Raw genomic sequence first — 15,370 nt, 5'->3', positions numbered from 1 at the left:
TGCTTAACACCTCCAGCTCTGGAACGAGCACTTGCCTTCCGTTATTGCCGCCCTTGCGTATTAAATTTCGCTTTTCGGCTCATTGGAAGGCGCATCCGGCTTGCCGATCGAGCTGCGCATTTGCGTATCCGCTTCGATATTTTTCAAATTCATATAGTCCATGACTCCGATTTTTCCGCTTTTCAGCGCCTCAGCCATCGCCAAAGGCACTTGCGATTCGGATTCGACAACTTTTGCGCGCATTTCGACGACTTTCGCTTTCATCTCCTGCTCCTGTGCAACGGCCATTGCCCGGCGTTCTTCGGCTTTCGCCTGAGCGATCCGTTTGTCCGCCTCGGCTTGTTCTGTCTGCAAATTTGCGCCGATGTTCTTGCCAACGTCAACGTCCGCAATGTCAATCGATAAGATTTCAAACGCTGTGCCGGCGTCCAGACCTTTGCCAAGTACGGTGCGGGAAATCAAATCCGGGTTTTCAAGCACGTCTTTATGCGAACCGGACGAGCCTACTGTCGTTACAATGCCTTCGCCTACGCGGGCAATGATCGTTTCCTCGCCGGCGCCGCCGACAAGACGTTCGATATTTGCACGTACCGTAACGCGCGCTTTAACTTTTACTTCAATGCCGTCTTTCGCAACTGCCGCAACAATCGGCGTTTCGATAACGCGCGGGTTAACGCTCATTTGTACCGCTTGCAGCACATCGCGGCCTGCCAAATCGATCGCCGCTGCGCGTTCGAACACGAGCGGAATGTTAGCGCGCTGCGCAGCGATCAAAGCGTTAACGACACGGTCAACGTTGCCGCCCGCCAGGAAGTGGCTTTCCAGCTGGTTAATATTAAGCCCTAATCCCGCTTTTGTCGCTTTAATCAGCGGATTGACAATGCGGCTTGGAACGACGCGCCGCAAACGCATAGCAACGAGCGTAATAATTCCGATACGCACGCCCGAAGCCAGCGCCGAAATCCACAGCATAACCGGGAAAAAGCTAAAAAAGACAGATAGTACGATTACCGCAGCTACCGCGATAATTAAAACCATAACAACCGGATCCAATCCCATAGATGATAAAACCTCCTAAAAGTGATGTGGGGCTTGCTGCCTACTCTTTACATTCTTCGACAACAACCCATGTTCCTTCTGTTTTTACTACTTTAATCGGACGACCGGCACTAATAAATTCTCCAGAAGTCACCACATCGATTTTCCGATCGCCGATTTGTGCCGTCCCTGCCGGACGCAGCGTCGTTAGCGCGGTGCCGTTAAGCCCCAGCAAATCGTCCTTGCTGTCGGCCGATACGAATCCGTCCTCCGTCGTCAGTTTCTCCCGCAAAATAAATTTATTCCATATGCCTCTGGTTTTATATTTGCGTACGACGAAGTATAAAACGATGATCGAAATGACCAGCGCGACGACAAGCGAAAGGAATGCAGTCATAGGATCTGGCGCTGCGGTAACCACTCCTGCGATTAACGAAGCACTGCCAAGTATGCCCAATATACCGAAGCTTGGCACAAACAATTCGATGATGAGAAAAGCTATGCCCAGCACGAATAGGACGACCGATTCCATTCCGGCAAATCCAGCAACGTAATGTCCAAAAAAATACAAACCGAACGACACAATGCCGACAACGCCGGGAACGCCAAAACCCGGTATGATCATTTCTATGGCAATGCCAGCGATGCCCAGCACCAGAAGCGCGGTCATAACGATCGGATTAACCAGCCATCTTGCAATATTTTCGGCTAGCGAAGGCTTAAAGTCGATGATCGTGCGGTTTTCCAGGCCAAGCCATTGCAATATCTCTTCTACAGAAGCCGCTTGATGCTCCGCATAACCGAGCTTAATCGCTTCATCAGCCGATAAGGACAAAATTTGGCCTTTTGCTTTCTCTCTTCCGATATCCGGCAAACTGATCGCAATGCTGGCATCAACCATCGCTGCCGCAATGTCTGGATTGCGGCCATTCATTTTAGCCGCTTCGCTCATTGCGCTTACCCAATGCGAAATGATTTTCGGATTATCAATCAAATCTCCCGATCCGTTGACTACAGCGGCTGAACCGATCGTGCTGTGCGGCTGCATCACAATTTGATTCGCGCTAAGCGCAATGTAGGTTCCCGCAGATACGGCTTTGCTTTCGACAAATGCGGTTGTCGGAACGCTGCTGCCTCGAATGAGCTCGCCGATCTCTTCCGCACTAGTGACCTGGCCGCCAAACGTATTGACAACCAGAATGACTCGCTCGGCTCTAGCCTCTTCCGCCTCTTTGTACGCCCGCTCCAAAAACGCTTTCAAACCTGACTCCACGGATTGTTTTACAGGAACCACAAAGACCGCCGTGCCGACTGTAGAAGGCGATGCCGCACGCGCTGGATCTGGTCCGGCTATCCAAGCTGTTGCTGCACTGCACAAAATGGCGGCGAACAGCAGCAGAGGCATCACTCGCAAAGCTCGCCTGCGCTGCTTGATTAATTGATAAATCAAAAGCTAAGCCCCCTTTGTTCATCATTAGTTGCTAATACGAACAATATTCCTGTTTCGTTTCAATACATGCCAAGCATAGGCGTTTGCGTATCGTTTTACAAGCGATAAATCAAAAAAAACACCCCAATTTTGGGGTGTTTTCGTCCGAACATATGTTATTGCAGAAATTGTTGTACATATTGATTTACTAGTTTACCGTCTGCGCGCCCTTTCGTTTTCGGCAAAAGTGCACCCATAACTTTTCCCATCTCGGCTTTGGAAGAAGCACCGAGTTCCTGGATGGTCTGCTGTACAATCGCTTTTATCTCTTCTTCGGTCAACTGATCGGGAAGGTATTGACTAATAATTTCAATTTCTGCTGTAAGATCTGCAACCAGATCATCACGGCCGGCTTTGCTAAATTCTTGGAGGGAATCTTTACGTTGTTTGACTTCACGACCCAGAATATCAAGCACTTCGCTATCCTCGAGAGGACGCTTCAAATCAATCTCCAAGTTTTTAACAGCCGCACGAATCATGCGAATCGTTGACAGTCTGAACTTGTCCTGATTTTTCATAGCTTGCTTCATATCGTCGTTCAATCGTTCGCTCAGGTTCATTGTGAATAGATCCTCCTAAAACTTTCTCTTACGCGCAGCCTCGGACTTTTTCTTGCGCTTTACACTTGGCTTTTCATAATGCTTGCGTTTTTTCACCTCAGCCAAAACGCCATCTTTAGCGATGGAACGTTTAAAGCGGCGAAGCGCAGCATCGATAGTTTCGTTTTTGCGAACTTTAGTTTCAGACACCAGTTTTCCCTCCCTCCGAAACAGACCGTCCAGAGCATTAAACACGGTTTATCAAACTTCATTATATGTGAAAACAAAGTGTAGGTCAACTCGCGTTATTCAGTCGGTCCATTAGTATTATTTCGGCAGCAGCGCGCCGAGCTTTTCACCGCCCAAAAGGTGGATATGCAGATGGTACACCACTTGGCCTCCATCGCTGTTAACGTTATTAATCAGACGATATCCGGCTTCCGCAATGCCTTCTTGTTTCGCGATTTCCCGCGCCGCTTCGAACAGTTCTGCTATGACAGGACCGTCCTCGGCTGTTACGTCGTTCATCGTCGGTATGTGCTTTTTCGGAATAATCAAAGTATGTACGGGAGCCGCGGGCTGAATATCTTTAAACGCCAGAACGCTGTCCGTTTCATAAACTTTTGTCGAAGGAATCGAGCCTTCGATAATTTTACAAAAAATACAATCCATATTTGCCGCTTCCTCCTTTGTTACTTATTTCATATCCATTCCTGTATTATAAAGGACTTGTCCGCACGCTTTCAAGCGGCGGCGGACAGCCGCGGCCTGGATTGGCAGGATTAGCTGCCTCAGGCCGCCAGATTGGACGCTCAATGCAAAACGGATTCGAAGCTCCGCGGCCGTCAGCCTCGTGATTAGTATATTGTATGCATAAATAGTCATTCGGCTACTTCCAACTCGCTAAGTCCGCTTACTTGCTCATTTCAGTTTCGAGCTGGTCAGCCAGTTCCAGCCAACCGATGCCAGTTGCGATTTGCAGCGTAGAGCTTCTGCTCTCCGCCGCATCAAAATCAAACTCGGCAATAATGGCGGCTTGCGATTCCAACGATTGCCGAAGCGCGGTCAAACTTTGCTTATCCGCTTCTGTGTACGGTTCCTTCCGTCCGTGCAGCGCATCGAGCGTCTTTCGTATTTCAGCGAAATAGGCGGTTGCATGATTTTCAGCAGCTTCGCCTTTAATCGACTTCGCTTCCGCTATAAAGGCAGCGGCGCCGGCTCCGTCGAGTCCGGCTGCCCCTGTTGCCTGTTGAAGCTTGTCGGTGTATACGCCTTTCTCATTCAGCTCAAGCATAACGGCCGCTTCATTAATCAATGCATTATAATTTGCGGCTGCCTGCTGCGCGGTCTCGATGATATGCTGCCCTGTCCGAAGCTGCTCATCTTGCTTCCCTTGCAAATATTGCGAGAACAAGAATACATTTCCAATCAGACTGAATACGAGCAAAACGAGCGTTATCGGCAGCGTAAGCGTACGTTTGCCCGCTTGTTGATCCTCCATTTTCTCCACGCCTTTCATCTTCATCATTATTTAAGTCTAACAGACTGGCCGCCGTCAAAAAAGAATACATGACATTCGGCGATTGGCCGTTTCAACACCGCTTCAATCGCCTCGGCGTACAGCTCCAGCTGAAACCGATGACGTTCGGCCGCCTTCTCCCATTGCTTCATATAGATCCGGTCAGTCTTATAATCCAACAGAACGATCCCGTTCTCATCCTCAAATAAACAATCGATAACGCCTTGAATGAGGATCGGCTCGTCCAATGCCTCAATCGCTTCAGGATATACGCGCCCTGCAGGAACCATGCTGCTAAAGGGCACCTCTCGCTGTACCCAGCTTGCCGCCAGCAAGCGACGGCCAATACCGCTTTTGAAAAACGATGCGGCCGCCGCTTGATCAATCGTCTCGGACTGCCGTTCGGTAAGCAGCTTGCGTTCTTTCATCGCCGCGAGCGTATTTGCAATCCGGCTTTCGTCAATCTCGCCGCCGTCAAGCGGTATATGCTGCATAAGCAGATGGCTTACAGTACCTTTTTCAGCGGCCGTCAGCTTTTGTTCCTCCATGAATCGCGGACGCCGAAGTCGAAAATTCCCTGCCGAAGATTTAGCCGCCGCTGACGGTTGCACCGTGTCAGGCATATCGAATAGCGCAAGCTGTACCGCGTTTTCGCCGGACTGCGTGCTGCTGGACGTTTCACCGTCAGCGGCTTCGTCTGTAAAAGCCGCTTTAGCCGCATCATCCATTTGGAAAGCTTCAGCATGAAGCCGCTTCATTTCTGTTACGGAGGTTTTCGCCGGAATTCGCGACGCTGAAGCATAGCTATACGTCCATTCCAGCCTGCTGCGAAGCTCAGCGTCGCTGTCTACTTCCTCAAGCTGCGCAAGCGCAAGGACGCCTTGCAAGCGAAGCAAGCGGCTTGTATCCTCAAGCCCGGGATCGGCAAGGCCGGCTGCTGCATCGGCCCCGAACAGAGCGGCCTCCATAACGCCCGCCCGCCAACGAAAAGCTTGTGCCTCTCCGCCGTTCAGGTCGGCAATTGGCTCTTCCTGTTGCTCGCGGAACCTTGCTGCCGCCAGAGGACCGAGCCAATCCAGAAAAGTCGAAGCGGATGCGATTCGATAGTCGGGAAGCCCGCCATTCCAATCCGCCGAAGAGCTCCATCTCTGCAGCTTGGTTTCCGCATCGCGCACCGTGCCGACCATAAACATTTTCTCTTTCGGCCGCGTTAACGCCACATACAAAATGCGCATTTCCTCCGCCAGCATCTCCATTTTCATTCTGCGGCGGATGGCGAGATAAGGAAGCGTCGGATAGCTGATCCGCATTTCGGGATCGATAAATTTCGGCCCGAAGCCCAATTGCTTATGTTTAAGAAAGGAAGCCCGCAAGTCCTGCTGATTGAAACCTTTGCCTAGTCCTGCAACGAATACGACCGGAAACTCCAACCCTTTGCTCTTATGGATCGACATGATGCGGACAACGTCCTCTTGTTCGCCGAGCGCCCGAGCCGTTCCCAAATCGCCTCCGCTGTCGCGCATCCGTTCAATAAATCGAAGAAATCGAAATAATCCTCGAAAGGAAGTCGCTTCATACTGCCGTGCGCGGTCGTGCAGCGCCCGTAAATTTGCTTGACGCTGCATCCCGCCCGGAAGCCCTCCGACGAAATCGTAATAACCGGACGTTTTGTAAATGCTTCCGATCAAATCAGCGAGCGCGCCTTGCCTCGCCTCCTCGCGCCACCGCTCCAAACGATCAAGAAATAAAATGAGCTTTCTCCGCGTCTCTTCAGGCAGCAGCACATTAATAGATGCCTGCTGAACGGCATCGTAGTAGGTCGCCTTCGAGGCATGTATCCGTATTCGTGCAAGCTCCTCGGCACCAAGGCCAAATAGCGGTGAACGAAGCGTGCCGGCAAGCGGAATATCCTGGTACGGGTTGTCGATGACCCGAAGCAGCGACAGCACTGTCTCGACCTCCGTCGCGTCAAAATAACCGCTGCTTAGCTCTGCATACGCCGGAATGCCGCTCGCTTGCAGCTCCTCGATAATAATCGGCGCCCAAGCCTGCGTCGCCCGCAACAAAATGACGATATCCCGCCATTCCATCGGCCTAGTTTCCCGCCGTTTGCCGTCATAGACCCGAAACCCTTCATCAAGCAGCTTGCGGATTTGAAGGGCGATCCATCTTGCTTCCAATTGAGCGGTCTGTAAATCGGCAGCTGAATCGGCTTGGCGGCTCTCGCCTTCTTCAAGCTCTTCTTCTTCGGCAGCCGACGACTCATTAGACTCCAGATCGGCGGCTGAAGCCGCTGTCTTATTAATAACGGCAAGCTCTATCTCAAAAGGGTTCGCCAGCTTGCCCGGTTCAGGATAAGCCGCTCCGCATACGAGCTCGGCCCGCTCATCATAGTTCATTTCGGCAACCGTCTCGCGCATAATACCGCGAAACACATCGTTTACGCCGTCAACGACTTCCCGGCGGCTGCGGAAGTTTCTCGCCAGGTCGATGCGAAGCCCATCTTCCCCGTCCGTGCCGTATGTGCGGTATTTGTGCATGAACAATCCCGGCTCGGCAAGCCGGAACCGGTAAATGCTCTGTTTCACGTCGCCGACCATAAATCGATTGCCATTCTCGTTGTTCGCAATCAGCGTTACGATCGCTTCCTGAACCATGTTCGTGTCCTGATACTCGTCGAGCAATATTTCATCGAATTGCCGTCTATATTCAAGCGCTGCGGCAGAAGGCTGCGACAGCTCCGGCGTAGAGGACGGATCGCGCAAAATCCGCAAGCAATAGTGCTCCAAGTCGCCGAAATCCAGCAGTCCCTTTGCCCGTTTTGCCGTTTCATACCGCTCGCCGAAAGCAATGACCAGCTCGGCTAACGCCGCCATCAGCGGCGCCAATTCCCGGAGCTCCTCCGCGAATTGTTCGGCCGGTCGGCCAAACAGCTCGCTTGACAACGATCCGATCAGCTTTTTGACTTGTTCCCTCAATTCTTTGGCCTGCTCTTGTAGCGATTTGTCGTACTCGTCTCCTCGCATCGCCTTTAGCTTGCCGAATTGCGCCGATTGAAACGGCTCAAACCAATGCTCCCAGCCTGTCGTTCGAACCGTTGCGGAAAGCGAATGGACGAGCGCCAAATCTTCATCAAAGCTTGCGGCATACGGCGCGGGGCCCGCGGGCAATTTCGTCAATTGCAGCGCTTGATGCAGCAATGCTTCCGCACCGTTTAGCGCAAGCTCGATATCCGTCCTAAGACTGGCTATCCAATCGCTTCCGCTTAACGCTTCGGCATCAGGGACATTGAACCGCCCCGCCGTTTCCCGCAGCCAATATGCGGGCCACGGATGGCTTTGCGCAAAGTCGTATAGCTGCTGAACGAGACGATACAGAGGCTCATCGCCCCGCTCGCCGCCAAACCGGTCGGCAAGACGCAGGAAAGCGCCTTCGTCTCCGGCATTCTCGTATTTCTCCTCAAACAGCTGATCGAGCACGTCAATTCGCATTAACTCGCTCTCGGTCTCATTCGCGATGCGGAAACCCGGATCCAAGCCGATCAGCGGATAGTATCGGCGAATGACATCAAGACAGAAGGAGTGCAAGGTCGTTATCGACGCCCGGTTCATTAGCGCCAGCTGCCGGCGTAAATGCTCGGAATCCGGCTGGCGTTCAAGCTCTTTCTCCAGCGCAATCCGAATGCGGTCTTTCATTTCCGCAGCCGCAGCCTTGGTAAATGTAGCTACAAGCAGTCTGTCGACATCGACGGAAGACGATATTTTACGTATGATGCGTTCGACCAGAACGGCTGTTTTGCCCGATCCAGCCGCTGCCGCAACCAGAATATTAGAGCCTTCGGCCACGATGGCTTTCCATTGATCATCCGTCCAATTGCTGTTCTCCGGCTTAGCCGGCATTTCCGCGTTCTTCTTCATCTGCACCGCTCCCCGCCTCCTTCCCTTCAAGCTGCCGCCAAATTTCCTCGTCTGAGCCTTTGCCCAGTTTTACATATTCATTGCCCTCGAATAGCGGATCGAAATGGCATACCGGCTTATAATCGCAAAATTGGCAAGGCGATTTCGTTCCGAGACGATAGGGCTCTATCGACACCTTGCCGCAGCCGATATCGTTGCCGATTCGTGCAATGGTGCGGCGTACCGAACCGCGCAGCGTATCCCATTGCTGTTCGTTAACGACCGAAGAGCTGCTGTAGAAGCCTCCGTCTCTTTTCAAGGCGACAGGCAGCAGCTCCGAATAGCCGGTCTCCAGCTCGTTATCCATTAATCGTGCCGTCTCCGCCTCCGCCGTAATAAGTCCGCGAAGCTTAAACCGTTTCAGCAGCTTATCGTTCGCCTCTTTGCCTGTAATGCTGTTGGATACAGCCAGCAGCGGATTATGGACATGAAAATATAATACGCCTGCCGGTGACGCTTGCTGGCCGAGCCATTCAGATGCGTGTGTAACGAGCACATCCAGATAAGTGAGCATCTGCAGCGAAAGTCCGTGCGCCACTTCCTCCAAACGGAGCTGCGTAGCGCTCGATTTGTAATCGAGCACTCTTAACAGCAATCCGTTCTCCGTCTCTGCAGCGTCAACGCGATCGATCCGCCCGATGATTTCCATTGTGCGATCGCCTGCAAGCGGTATGACAAGCGAAGGCAGCGTCCCTCCCGGGCCGAAATCAACCTCCAGCCCGACTGGCTGGAAATCGGCGCGCCGCGCATGCTCGCCTAGAATGACGGCGGCTTGCGCGACAATCTCTTTCAGTTTGCGGGCAATATATTGAAATCTTCCGCTGCTTAGCAATATTTGCGATTGCAATCGAGGCGCCAGCTCATCGACCGTTTGGCCTGCAGCAGCGCGAATATCCGCCGGCGGCATCGATCCAAAGCGTTGCCCCAGCCCGCCTGCCAGCTTGCTTAAAGCAGCGTGAAACAGCTGGCCAACGTCCGGCGCCTCCAGCCGGTAAAGCTGGCGTTCACGAAGCTTTAAGCCGTGAATGGCAAAATGCTGGAACGGACAAGAAACGAACCGTTCCATCCGCGACACGCTGGCCTTTAAATGTTCGCCGTACAGCTCTCTAGCCGTATCAATCGATAAAGACATTTCCTGATTGACATAATCAAGCGAAGCCGTTAACCGCCCCAGCTTATGCTGCCATTCGGGCCGGATCGCATACCAATTGTACAGATCCCACCAGAATGGCGCGATTTCCGCACCTTGCCGCCACGAGCGCAGCTCAGTTACCAGATAGGAGAGACTCCGCTCGGGATGTGCAATGTATGCCCGCTGCTCTTCGACCGGCATCGACGGCGACGGTTCGCCAGCGGCGCTGCAAACCGCAAGCCCCGGAAACAGCTGCTTGACCTGCCGAACAACCTCGGAAGGCAGCAGGCTTTTGCCCTCTTCGTCAGCGCCTGACCAGCTAATCCATAAGTGGCGGCTAGCCGTAGTCAGCGCGTTATAAATAATAAAGCGTTCGTCCAGCAGCCTTCGCTTGACGCTAGGCGCCATTGTGAGACCTTCCTCTGACAGCCGGTCTCTCTCCTGCTCCGTTAAAACGCCGTCCTCTTGAATACGCTTCGGCATTACGCCGTCATTCGCGCCGAGCACATAACAAATCTGCACATCTCCCGAACGTGTCCGATCCATGCTGCCAACGAGCGTTTGGTCCAATGCTGGCGGCACGGCGGCAAGCTTCAAGCTTTCCAGACCGGTCTCGACCATCCCTGCGAAAATTTCCGGAGACATTGCTTCGTCTCCCGCCATTTCGACCAGCTGGTCGAGCAAATTCATGACGCTGTCCCACAGCTGTCGATGCGCCCGCGCTTTCTGCGTTCGTCCTGCCGTGCTGTCCGCCATGCTCCAGCGCTCCAGCCTGTCAGCCGCATCAGAACGATCAAGAAGCCGGTACAGCGCCTCGCACATCGCTTTCACATCCGGCGCCTTCTTCAACGCTTGTTCGAAACGGCGCAGCGGCGGCACTATCGACTCGCGCGCCTCCAGCACCGCATTCAGCTCCCGAAGCGCCCGCTCACTCGGCTCAGCCGCAGCGGCGGCGTCATCTTCCAGCGACGCCGTAACGAACGGCCGCCAGCTTTTACGATCAAGCCATTTCCACCCGTCAATGCCGATGGCCAGCACATAATTTTCCAGAAGATCAAACCGCTCGCGCGGCAAGCTGCCGTCGATCGGGAAAAGAAGCTCTGTCTTTATGCAGCGGAAAACCGCTTCGTATCGCCAGCCATGAAGAACGGTCTCCAGCGCGGAGCGGATAAATTCAACAAGGGGATGATGGACCGCGCTTGCCTTCTGATCGAGAAAATAAGGAATCTCATAATCGGCAAATATAGATTCGATATAATCGTTATAATCGGCCGAGTTTCGCACCATAACCGCCATATCCCGCCAGCGCAGCCGCTCTTCCCGTGCGCGCCTCACAATGTCTCGCGCGACCGCCTCGACTTCGGCTCTGCGGTTAGCTGCGGCATGCAAGGAAATTCCGCAGGACGGATTCTCCGCAATAAGCATGTTTTTGTCAGGCAGCGCCATAGGGACGCGTTCGCCGTAATGCCGTTCCAAATGCGCGAGCATCGGACTCGCGCTGAATCGCGTTGACGCTTGCCCAGACCTGCCGTTCAGAACAATTGGCTCCAGCACTTCCGCTCCTGCCTCAGCGGCGAGGGCAACCAGTTTGCCATACGTTTCCGCTGTAGGGTGGAACAGCTCCAATTCATGCGGCTTTTCATCCCGCTCGTACGCGCGGTCAAGCGTCAGCGCCACAGTTACCTGGGCGGATGATGCGATCAACGCAGCCAGCGCCTCGTATTCTTTCGGCGTGAAGCCATGGAAGCCGTCGATCCAAAGCTCCGTTCCGCGCATCGCAGGCGAGTGCGCATATCCGGCGGCAAGACGGTCCAAATAATCTTCCGAATCGATATATAAGCCGGACAGTTCCTGCTCCAGCTGTCCATACACAAGCTTCAAATCATGCAGCTTGCGTCCAAGCAGCGACGTGCTTGAGCCCGCAGCTTGTCCCTCAAGCACAGCATCCAACTGTTCCGGACCGATCCCATATCTCTTCCACTCCGTAAGCAGCTCGCCAAGCCGCTCGATAAAGCCAGGCTGCTCGGCCCCGCTCTGAAACAGCTCAAGCTGCTTGCCGAACCGATGAACGATTTTGTAGAGCAGCATATGCTTTCCGTTATCGCCGATCGGCACAAGCGCCGTTCCGCCTGTCTCCTGCATGACGCGGAACGCGAGCCTGCGGAAGCTCAGCGCTTGCGCCCGAATCGAACCGTTCAAACCGCTCCCTTTAAGCAGCGCATATTCCGTTTGGAACGTCGCCTGCTCCGGCACGAGCATGATGAGCGGCGAGCCGTCAGGCTGCTCCCGCAATCTTGCGCGAATGGCGTCTAAACAATAGGAAGTCTTGCCGGATCCAGATCGACCAAGAACGAACCTTAATGCCATGTGCAGCTTCCTCCCCGAATCAATCTCATAATCTATGATTGTAACATACCAATGTCGTATTTTCACTCACGAAACAAACATACGTTCTAGGTATTTTTTGAAAAAAAGAATATTTACCCTATTGTAATTCCGTCAATTCCAAGTATAATACTAGGTATATAAGACATAACGGATAGGAGCTGCGTACTATGATCTCGACGACAGCGATTGAACAACGGTGGATCGACGACCACCTCGAACTGCTGCACTATGCAAAGCAAATAGGCGATATCGAATGGCAAAACGAGATCATTGCGCTGCTGAAAAATAAAGAGCAGCACACGAAACAATTAGCGCTCATGTTAAAAGCCGATCAATTATGGCGGCAATTCGACCGAATCAATTCTAAAATGCTGGAGCTGTACAACCAACTGCGAACGTCCAACGACGAACGAGAAATTGAGGCGTTGAAAGAGGAAGTTTGGGCGCTGAAATTGCAAAGAATTGATCTCAGCAAGCAATTGAAAGAGGAAATTGGGCAATAAAAAAAATCCCGCATGCGGTCGACCGCTCTGCCGGACATCATCATTTCTAATAAGGCCGTTATGTAAGTTACACGCCGGACAATGAGTGACTTTGAGCTCCACTCGAAGATCCTGATGTCATTACATAGCGGTTTGTTTCATGTCACGCATCATGCTCATCATCGCTGTCATCATTTCGTCGCATTGCTGCATGTTCATCATCATTTTGTCCATGTCCATATCCATCATCATGTCCATTTGTTTCATTTCCATCATATTGTCCATCATCATCTTCATACAGTTCATCTTGCACATCATTTCTTCCATGCCCATCGTCATCATCATCTTCATGCTCATCATTTCCATCCCGACCGCCTCCTTTCTTACATTTTCCAGTTGCCCCATGTAGTACTTTAATCGATAACCAAATAAATATCAACCCATTTTTCACCAAAAACATTGCACTTTTTATATTTTTTATGCTATTATAATTTTTTTGGAAATTCCAATAATTCCCCTCAGGCTTACTTCCTTTGTTGGCTTTCCTTCACTATTAAATATAAGGCTCTGTTTATTTTCAATGTTGATTTTGTCAAAGAGAAAACCACCTCAATAAAAGCGGTTTAATGCTGACTATATTGCTATCCATTCATTTCAATCATTGCTCCACGTTCGTCAAAAACTGAATTCGGGTTGTACGCAATTTCCCAATAGTTATTTTCTGGGTCAAAGAATGAACCGCTTCGTCCTCCCCAGAATGCGTCATGAGCATCCGTTAATATCTTTGCACCAGCTTCCTTCGCTTTTTCAATAACTTCGTCTACTTGGCTTGGAGCATCGACATTAATACTTAATGTAACACCACGGAAATAATCAGGGGTATCAGAAACTGGAATAGTAACGTCTTTTGTCATTTCATGTATTGACCATATGGATAACATTCCGCCTGCTGTTTTAAAAACGGAATAATTATCAGAACTCCAGTCCGTTTCTGTCCATCCCATGTTCTTATAAAACGTACGAAGCATCGGTAAATTCCAGGCACCAATCGTGATTAGACTTACTCTTTGAGGTATCAAGGTGAACCTTCCCTTCACTTTGTAATTGTTCAAACAATTCGTTAAACAAATTTAGATTTCCTGCCTAATAGCTAGCAAGCAAAAGTAGATAAGCTCTCGCTTTCCGCTTTCGTCCAAGGCATCGGCAAGCCTTTTAAGTTCCTTCAAAACCATGGGTAAATCATCTCCGAAATAATGATGTTACCCTAACTATAGAACAAACGTTCGTAACTCTCAAATATCAACAACATGATTTAACACAGCCAAATATTAAAAAAAGCCCGGGACAGCTCGTACTCGCATTTCCGAGCCGTTCCGGACTTCGCTACTATTTGCTCCGCACCTCAAATACGGCAAATTTCAAATAATGGCCTTCGCTTACGCCAAGCAGCTGCGGATGATCTTTGCCTGCCGCTCGCCATTCTACGAGCCTAAGCAGCTTACCCGCATCAGAAGCCGCTTCCTGGATCGTCTCCAGAAACAAATCCGGGCGCATATGATAGGAGCAGCTTGCGGTGACAAGATAACCGCCTTCGTTAACGAGCTTGAGCCCCTGAAGGTTAATGTCTTTGTAGCCGCGGCATGCGCCGGGAATTGCGCTTTTCGTTTTGGCAAACGCCGGCGGGTCTAGGATAACGACATCCCACGTACGGCCATTGCCGCTCAGTTTCTGTGAAGTATCGGCGCCTGCTTTGCTTCTCTCCGCCTTTTCTTCGAGACCTTTAACTTGGTTCCGCAAATAGTCAAAGGCGTCGGCGACGACAAATTCGACGCGGTCCGTAAAGCCGTTGCGCTCTACATTTCGGCGGGCCGTATCGATGGCATGCTCCGAGACATCAAGACAAGTGACTCGTTTCGCGCCGTATTTGCAAGCATGCAGCGTAAAGCTGCCGGTATGGGCGAAACATTCCAGCACGGTCGCGCCATCCCAATAGGGGAACGTCACTTCTTTGCCGTTCGCATTAAACGGCGCCAGCTTCTCGCCGCCGTCCTCGCCGGTCGTACGCTCCAGCCGAATACCGCTTCTTTCGCCCCAACCTGTCATCAGCGGAGCAATGGACGCGCGATTCTCGCGTTGATCGAAGAAGTAGCCTGTTTTCTGCCCCTCTACAATATCCACTTCCAGCTTCAAGCCGTTTTCTTCAATTTCTATAATTGCCGGACATTCTCCGTACAGGACGCCAGTACGCTGCTCCAAGCCTTCCAATTGTCTAACTCCGACATCGCTCCGCTCATAGATGCCTTTCGGCTGAAAGACGTCGATTAAAGCTTCAATCAACGCATCTCTTCTCAGATCCATGCCAAGCGTCAGCAGTTGAATAACGAGAACGTCACCGAAGCGGTCAACAGTCAACCCGGGCAAAAAATCGGCTTCGCCATAGACGAGCCTGCAATCCCGGTCAGGAACGAACCGGCGGCGGTAGTCTGCACACTGCTTTAGCCGTTCGCGGAAAAATGCGACATCCATCTCCGCTATCGGCTTGTGCGATACGACTCGCACCGTAATTTGCGACTTGGGATTGTAATAGCCCGACGCCAGAAATTGTCCTTTATGCGATACGACATCAACGATGTCGCCAGGCGCCGCTTCACCTTCCACTCGCTCTATTTCATTGGCGTAAATCCAAGGATGGCCAAGCTCCAGCCGTTTTTTCCGACTGCGCTGCAGCCATATTTTTGCTTTATTGTCGCTCACTAGCTAATCTTCCTCCCTATGCGTCTGCTGCCGATTGCCGCAGTCCGCGCTGCACCCTGTGTTTGTCATGCCT

General features: G+C 51.8%; 12 protein-coding genes. 1 reads left to right on the top strand and 11 read right to left on the bottom strand.

Annotated elements, in window-relative coordinates:
* Positions 1 to 60: 60 nt before the first annotated feature.
* The 8 genes from floA to addB form a co-directional block, all read right to left on the bottom strand.
* On the bottom strand, positions 61 to 1,059 hold the full coding sequence (floA, locus tag GOM71_RS12110) for a flotillin-like protein FloA (RefSeq protein WP_156281381.1): 999 nt from the start codon (positions 1,057 to 1,059) through the stop codon (positions 61 to 63).
* 40 nt (positions 1,060 to 1,099) lie between these two features.
* Positions 1,100 to 2,488, bottom strand: coding sequence for an NfeD family protein (locus GOM71_RS12105; protein WP_253944815.1), 1,389 nt, complete (start codon positions 2,486 to 2,488; stop codon positions 1,100 to 1,102).
* 155 nt (positions 2,489 to 2,643) lie between these two features.
* On the bottom strand, positions 2,644 to 3,087 hold the full coding sequence (locus tag GOM71_RS12100; protein WP_156281379.1) for a GatB/YqeY domain-containing protein: 444 nt from the start codon (positions 3,085 to 3,087) through the stop codon (positions 2,644 to 2,646).
* A gap of 15 nt (positions 3,088 to 3,102) precedes the next feature.
* The gene (rpsU, locus tag GOM71_RS12095) at positions 3,103 to 3,276 is read right to left on the bottom strand and encodes a 30S ribosomal protein S21 (RefSeq protein WP_005547957.1); all 174 of its coding nucleotides are present in this window, start codon (positions 3,274 to 3,276) and stop codon (positions 3,103 to 3,105) included.
* A 117-nt stretch (positions 3,277 to 3,393) separates the two neighbouring features.
* Positions 3,394 to 3,738 (bottom strand): histidine triad nucleotide-binding protein, encoded by a 345-nt coding sequence (locus tag GOM71_RS12090; protein ID WP_156281377.1) that lies wholly within the window; start codon positions 3,736 to 3,738, stop codon positions 3,394 to 3,396.
* Positions 3,739 to 3,979: 241 nt separating this feature from the next.
* Positions 3,980 to 4,591 (bottom strand): hypothetical protein, encoded by a 612-nt coding sequence (locus tag GOM71_RS12085; RefSeq protein WP_216651748.1) that lies wholly within the window; start codon positions 4,589 to 4,591, stop codon positions 3,980 to 3,982.
* A 2-nt stretch (positions 4,592 to 4,593) separates the two neighbouring features.
* Entirely contained in the window at positions 4,594 to 8,502 is a 3,909-nt protein-coding gene (gene addA, locus GOM71_RS12080) for a helicase-exonuclease AddAB subunit AddA (RefSeq protein WP_156281373.1), read from the bottom strand.
* Positions 8,474 to 12,040 (bottom strand): helicase-exonuclease AddAB subunit AddB, encoded by a 3,567-nt coding sequence (addB, locus tag GOM71_RS12075; RefSeq protein ID WP_156281371.1) that lies wholly within the window; start codon positions 12,038 to 12,040, stop codon positions 8,474 to 8,476. Before addB ends, addA begins: the two co-directional genes overlap by 29 nt.
* A 188-nt stretch (positions 12,041 to 12,228) precedes the next feature.
* Between addB and GOM71_RS12070 the strand changes: the two genes are divergently transcribed.
* Positions 12,229 to 12,564 (top strand): hypothetical protein, encoded by a 336-nt coding sequence (locus GOM71_RS12070; RefSeq protein ID WP_156281369.1) that lies wholly within the window; start codon positions 12,229 to 12,231, stop codon positions 12,562 to 12,564.
* A gap of 120 nt (positions 12,565 to 12,684) precedes the next feature.
* Here GOM71_RS12070 and GOM71_RS12065 read toward each other — a convergent pair whose 3' ends face one another.
* From GOM71_RS12065 to GOM71_RS12055, 3 genes are all read right to left on the bottom strand, one after another.
* Entirely contained in the window at positions 12,685 to 12,909 is a 225-nt protein-coding gene (locus GOM71_RS12065; protein ID WP_156281367.1) for a hypothetical protein, read from the bottom strand.
* A gap of 275 nt (positions 12,910 to 13,184) precedes the next feature.
* Positions 13,185 to 13,571, bottom strand: a complete 387-nt coding sequence (locus GOM71_RS12060) for a VOC family protein (protein ID WP_253944814.1) — start codon at positions 13,569 to 13,571, stop codon at positions 13,185 to 13,187.
* A 358-nt stretch (positions 13,572 to 13,929) separates the two neighbouring features.
* Positions 13,930 to 15,297, bottom strand: a complete 1,368-nt coding sequence (locus GOM71_RS12055; protein WP_367649568.1) for a class I SAM-dependent rRNA methyltransferase — start codon at positions 15,295 to 15,297, stop codon at positions 13,930 to 13,932.
* Positions 15,298 to 15,370: the final 73 nt, after the last annotated feature.

The sequence above is a fragment of the Paenibacillus sp. NEAU-GSW1 genome (assembly GCF_009737085.1).
Lineage (GTDB): Bacteria > Bacillota > Bacilli > Paenibacillales > Paenibacillaceae > Pristimantibacillus.
The sequence above is the reverse complement of the archived record's forward strand: the minus strand, read 5'-3'. Positions and strand labels throughout refer to the sequence as shown.

Excerpts from the sequence above, each read along its gene's own strand:
- floA (WP_156281381.1), bottom strand. The coding sequence starts at position 1,059 with ATGGGATTGGATCCGGTTGTTATGGTTTTAATTATCGCGGTAGCTGCG.
- GOM71_RS12100 (WP_156281379.1), bottom strand. The coding sequence starts at position 3,087 with ATGAACCTGAGCGAACGATTGAACGACGATATGAAGCAAGCTATGAAA.
- GOM71_RS12090 (WP_156281377.1), bottom strand. The coding sequence starts at position 3,738 with ATGGATTGTATTTTTTGTAAAATTATCGAAGGCTCGATTCCTTCGACA.
- GOM71_RS12085 (WP_216651748.1), bottom strand. The coding sequence starts at position 4,591 with ATGAAGATGAAAGGCGTGGAGAAAATGGAGGATCAACAAGCGGGCAAA.
- addA (WP_156281373.1), bottom strand. The coding sequence starts at position 8,502 with ATGAAGAAGAACGCGGAAATGCCGGCTAAGCCGGAGAACAGCAATTGG.
- addB (WP_156281371.1), bottom strand. The coding sequence starts at position 12,040 with ATGGCATTAAGGTTCGTTCTTGGTCGATCTGGATCCGGCAAGACTTCC.
- GOM71_RS12070 (WP_156281369.1), top strand. The coding sequence starts at position 12,229 with ATGATCTCGACGACAGCGATTGAACAACGGTGGATCGACGACCACCTC.
- GOM71_RS12065 (WP_156281367.1), bottom strand. The coding sequence starts at position 12,909 with ATGGAAATGATGAGCATGAAGATGATGATGACGATGGGCATGGAAGAA.
- GOM71_RS12060 (WP_253944814.1), bottom strand. The coding sequence starts at position 13,571 with ATGCTTCGTACGTTTTATAAGAACATGGGATGGACAGAAACGGACTGG.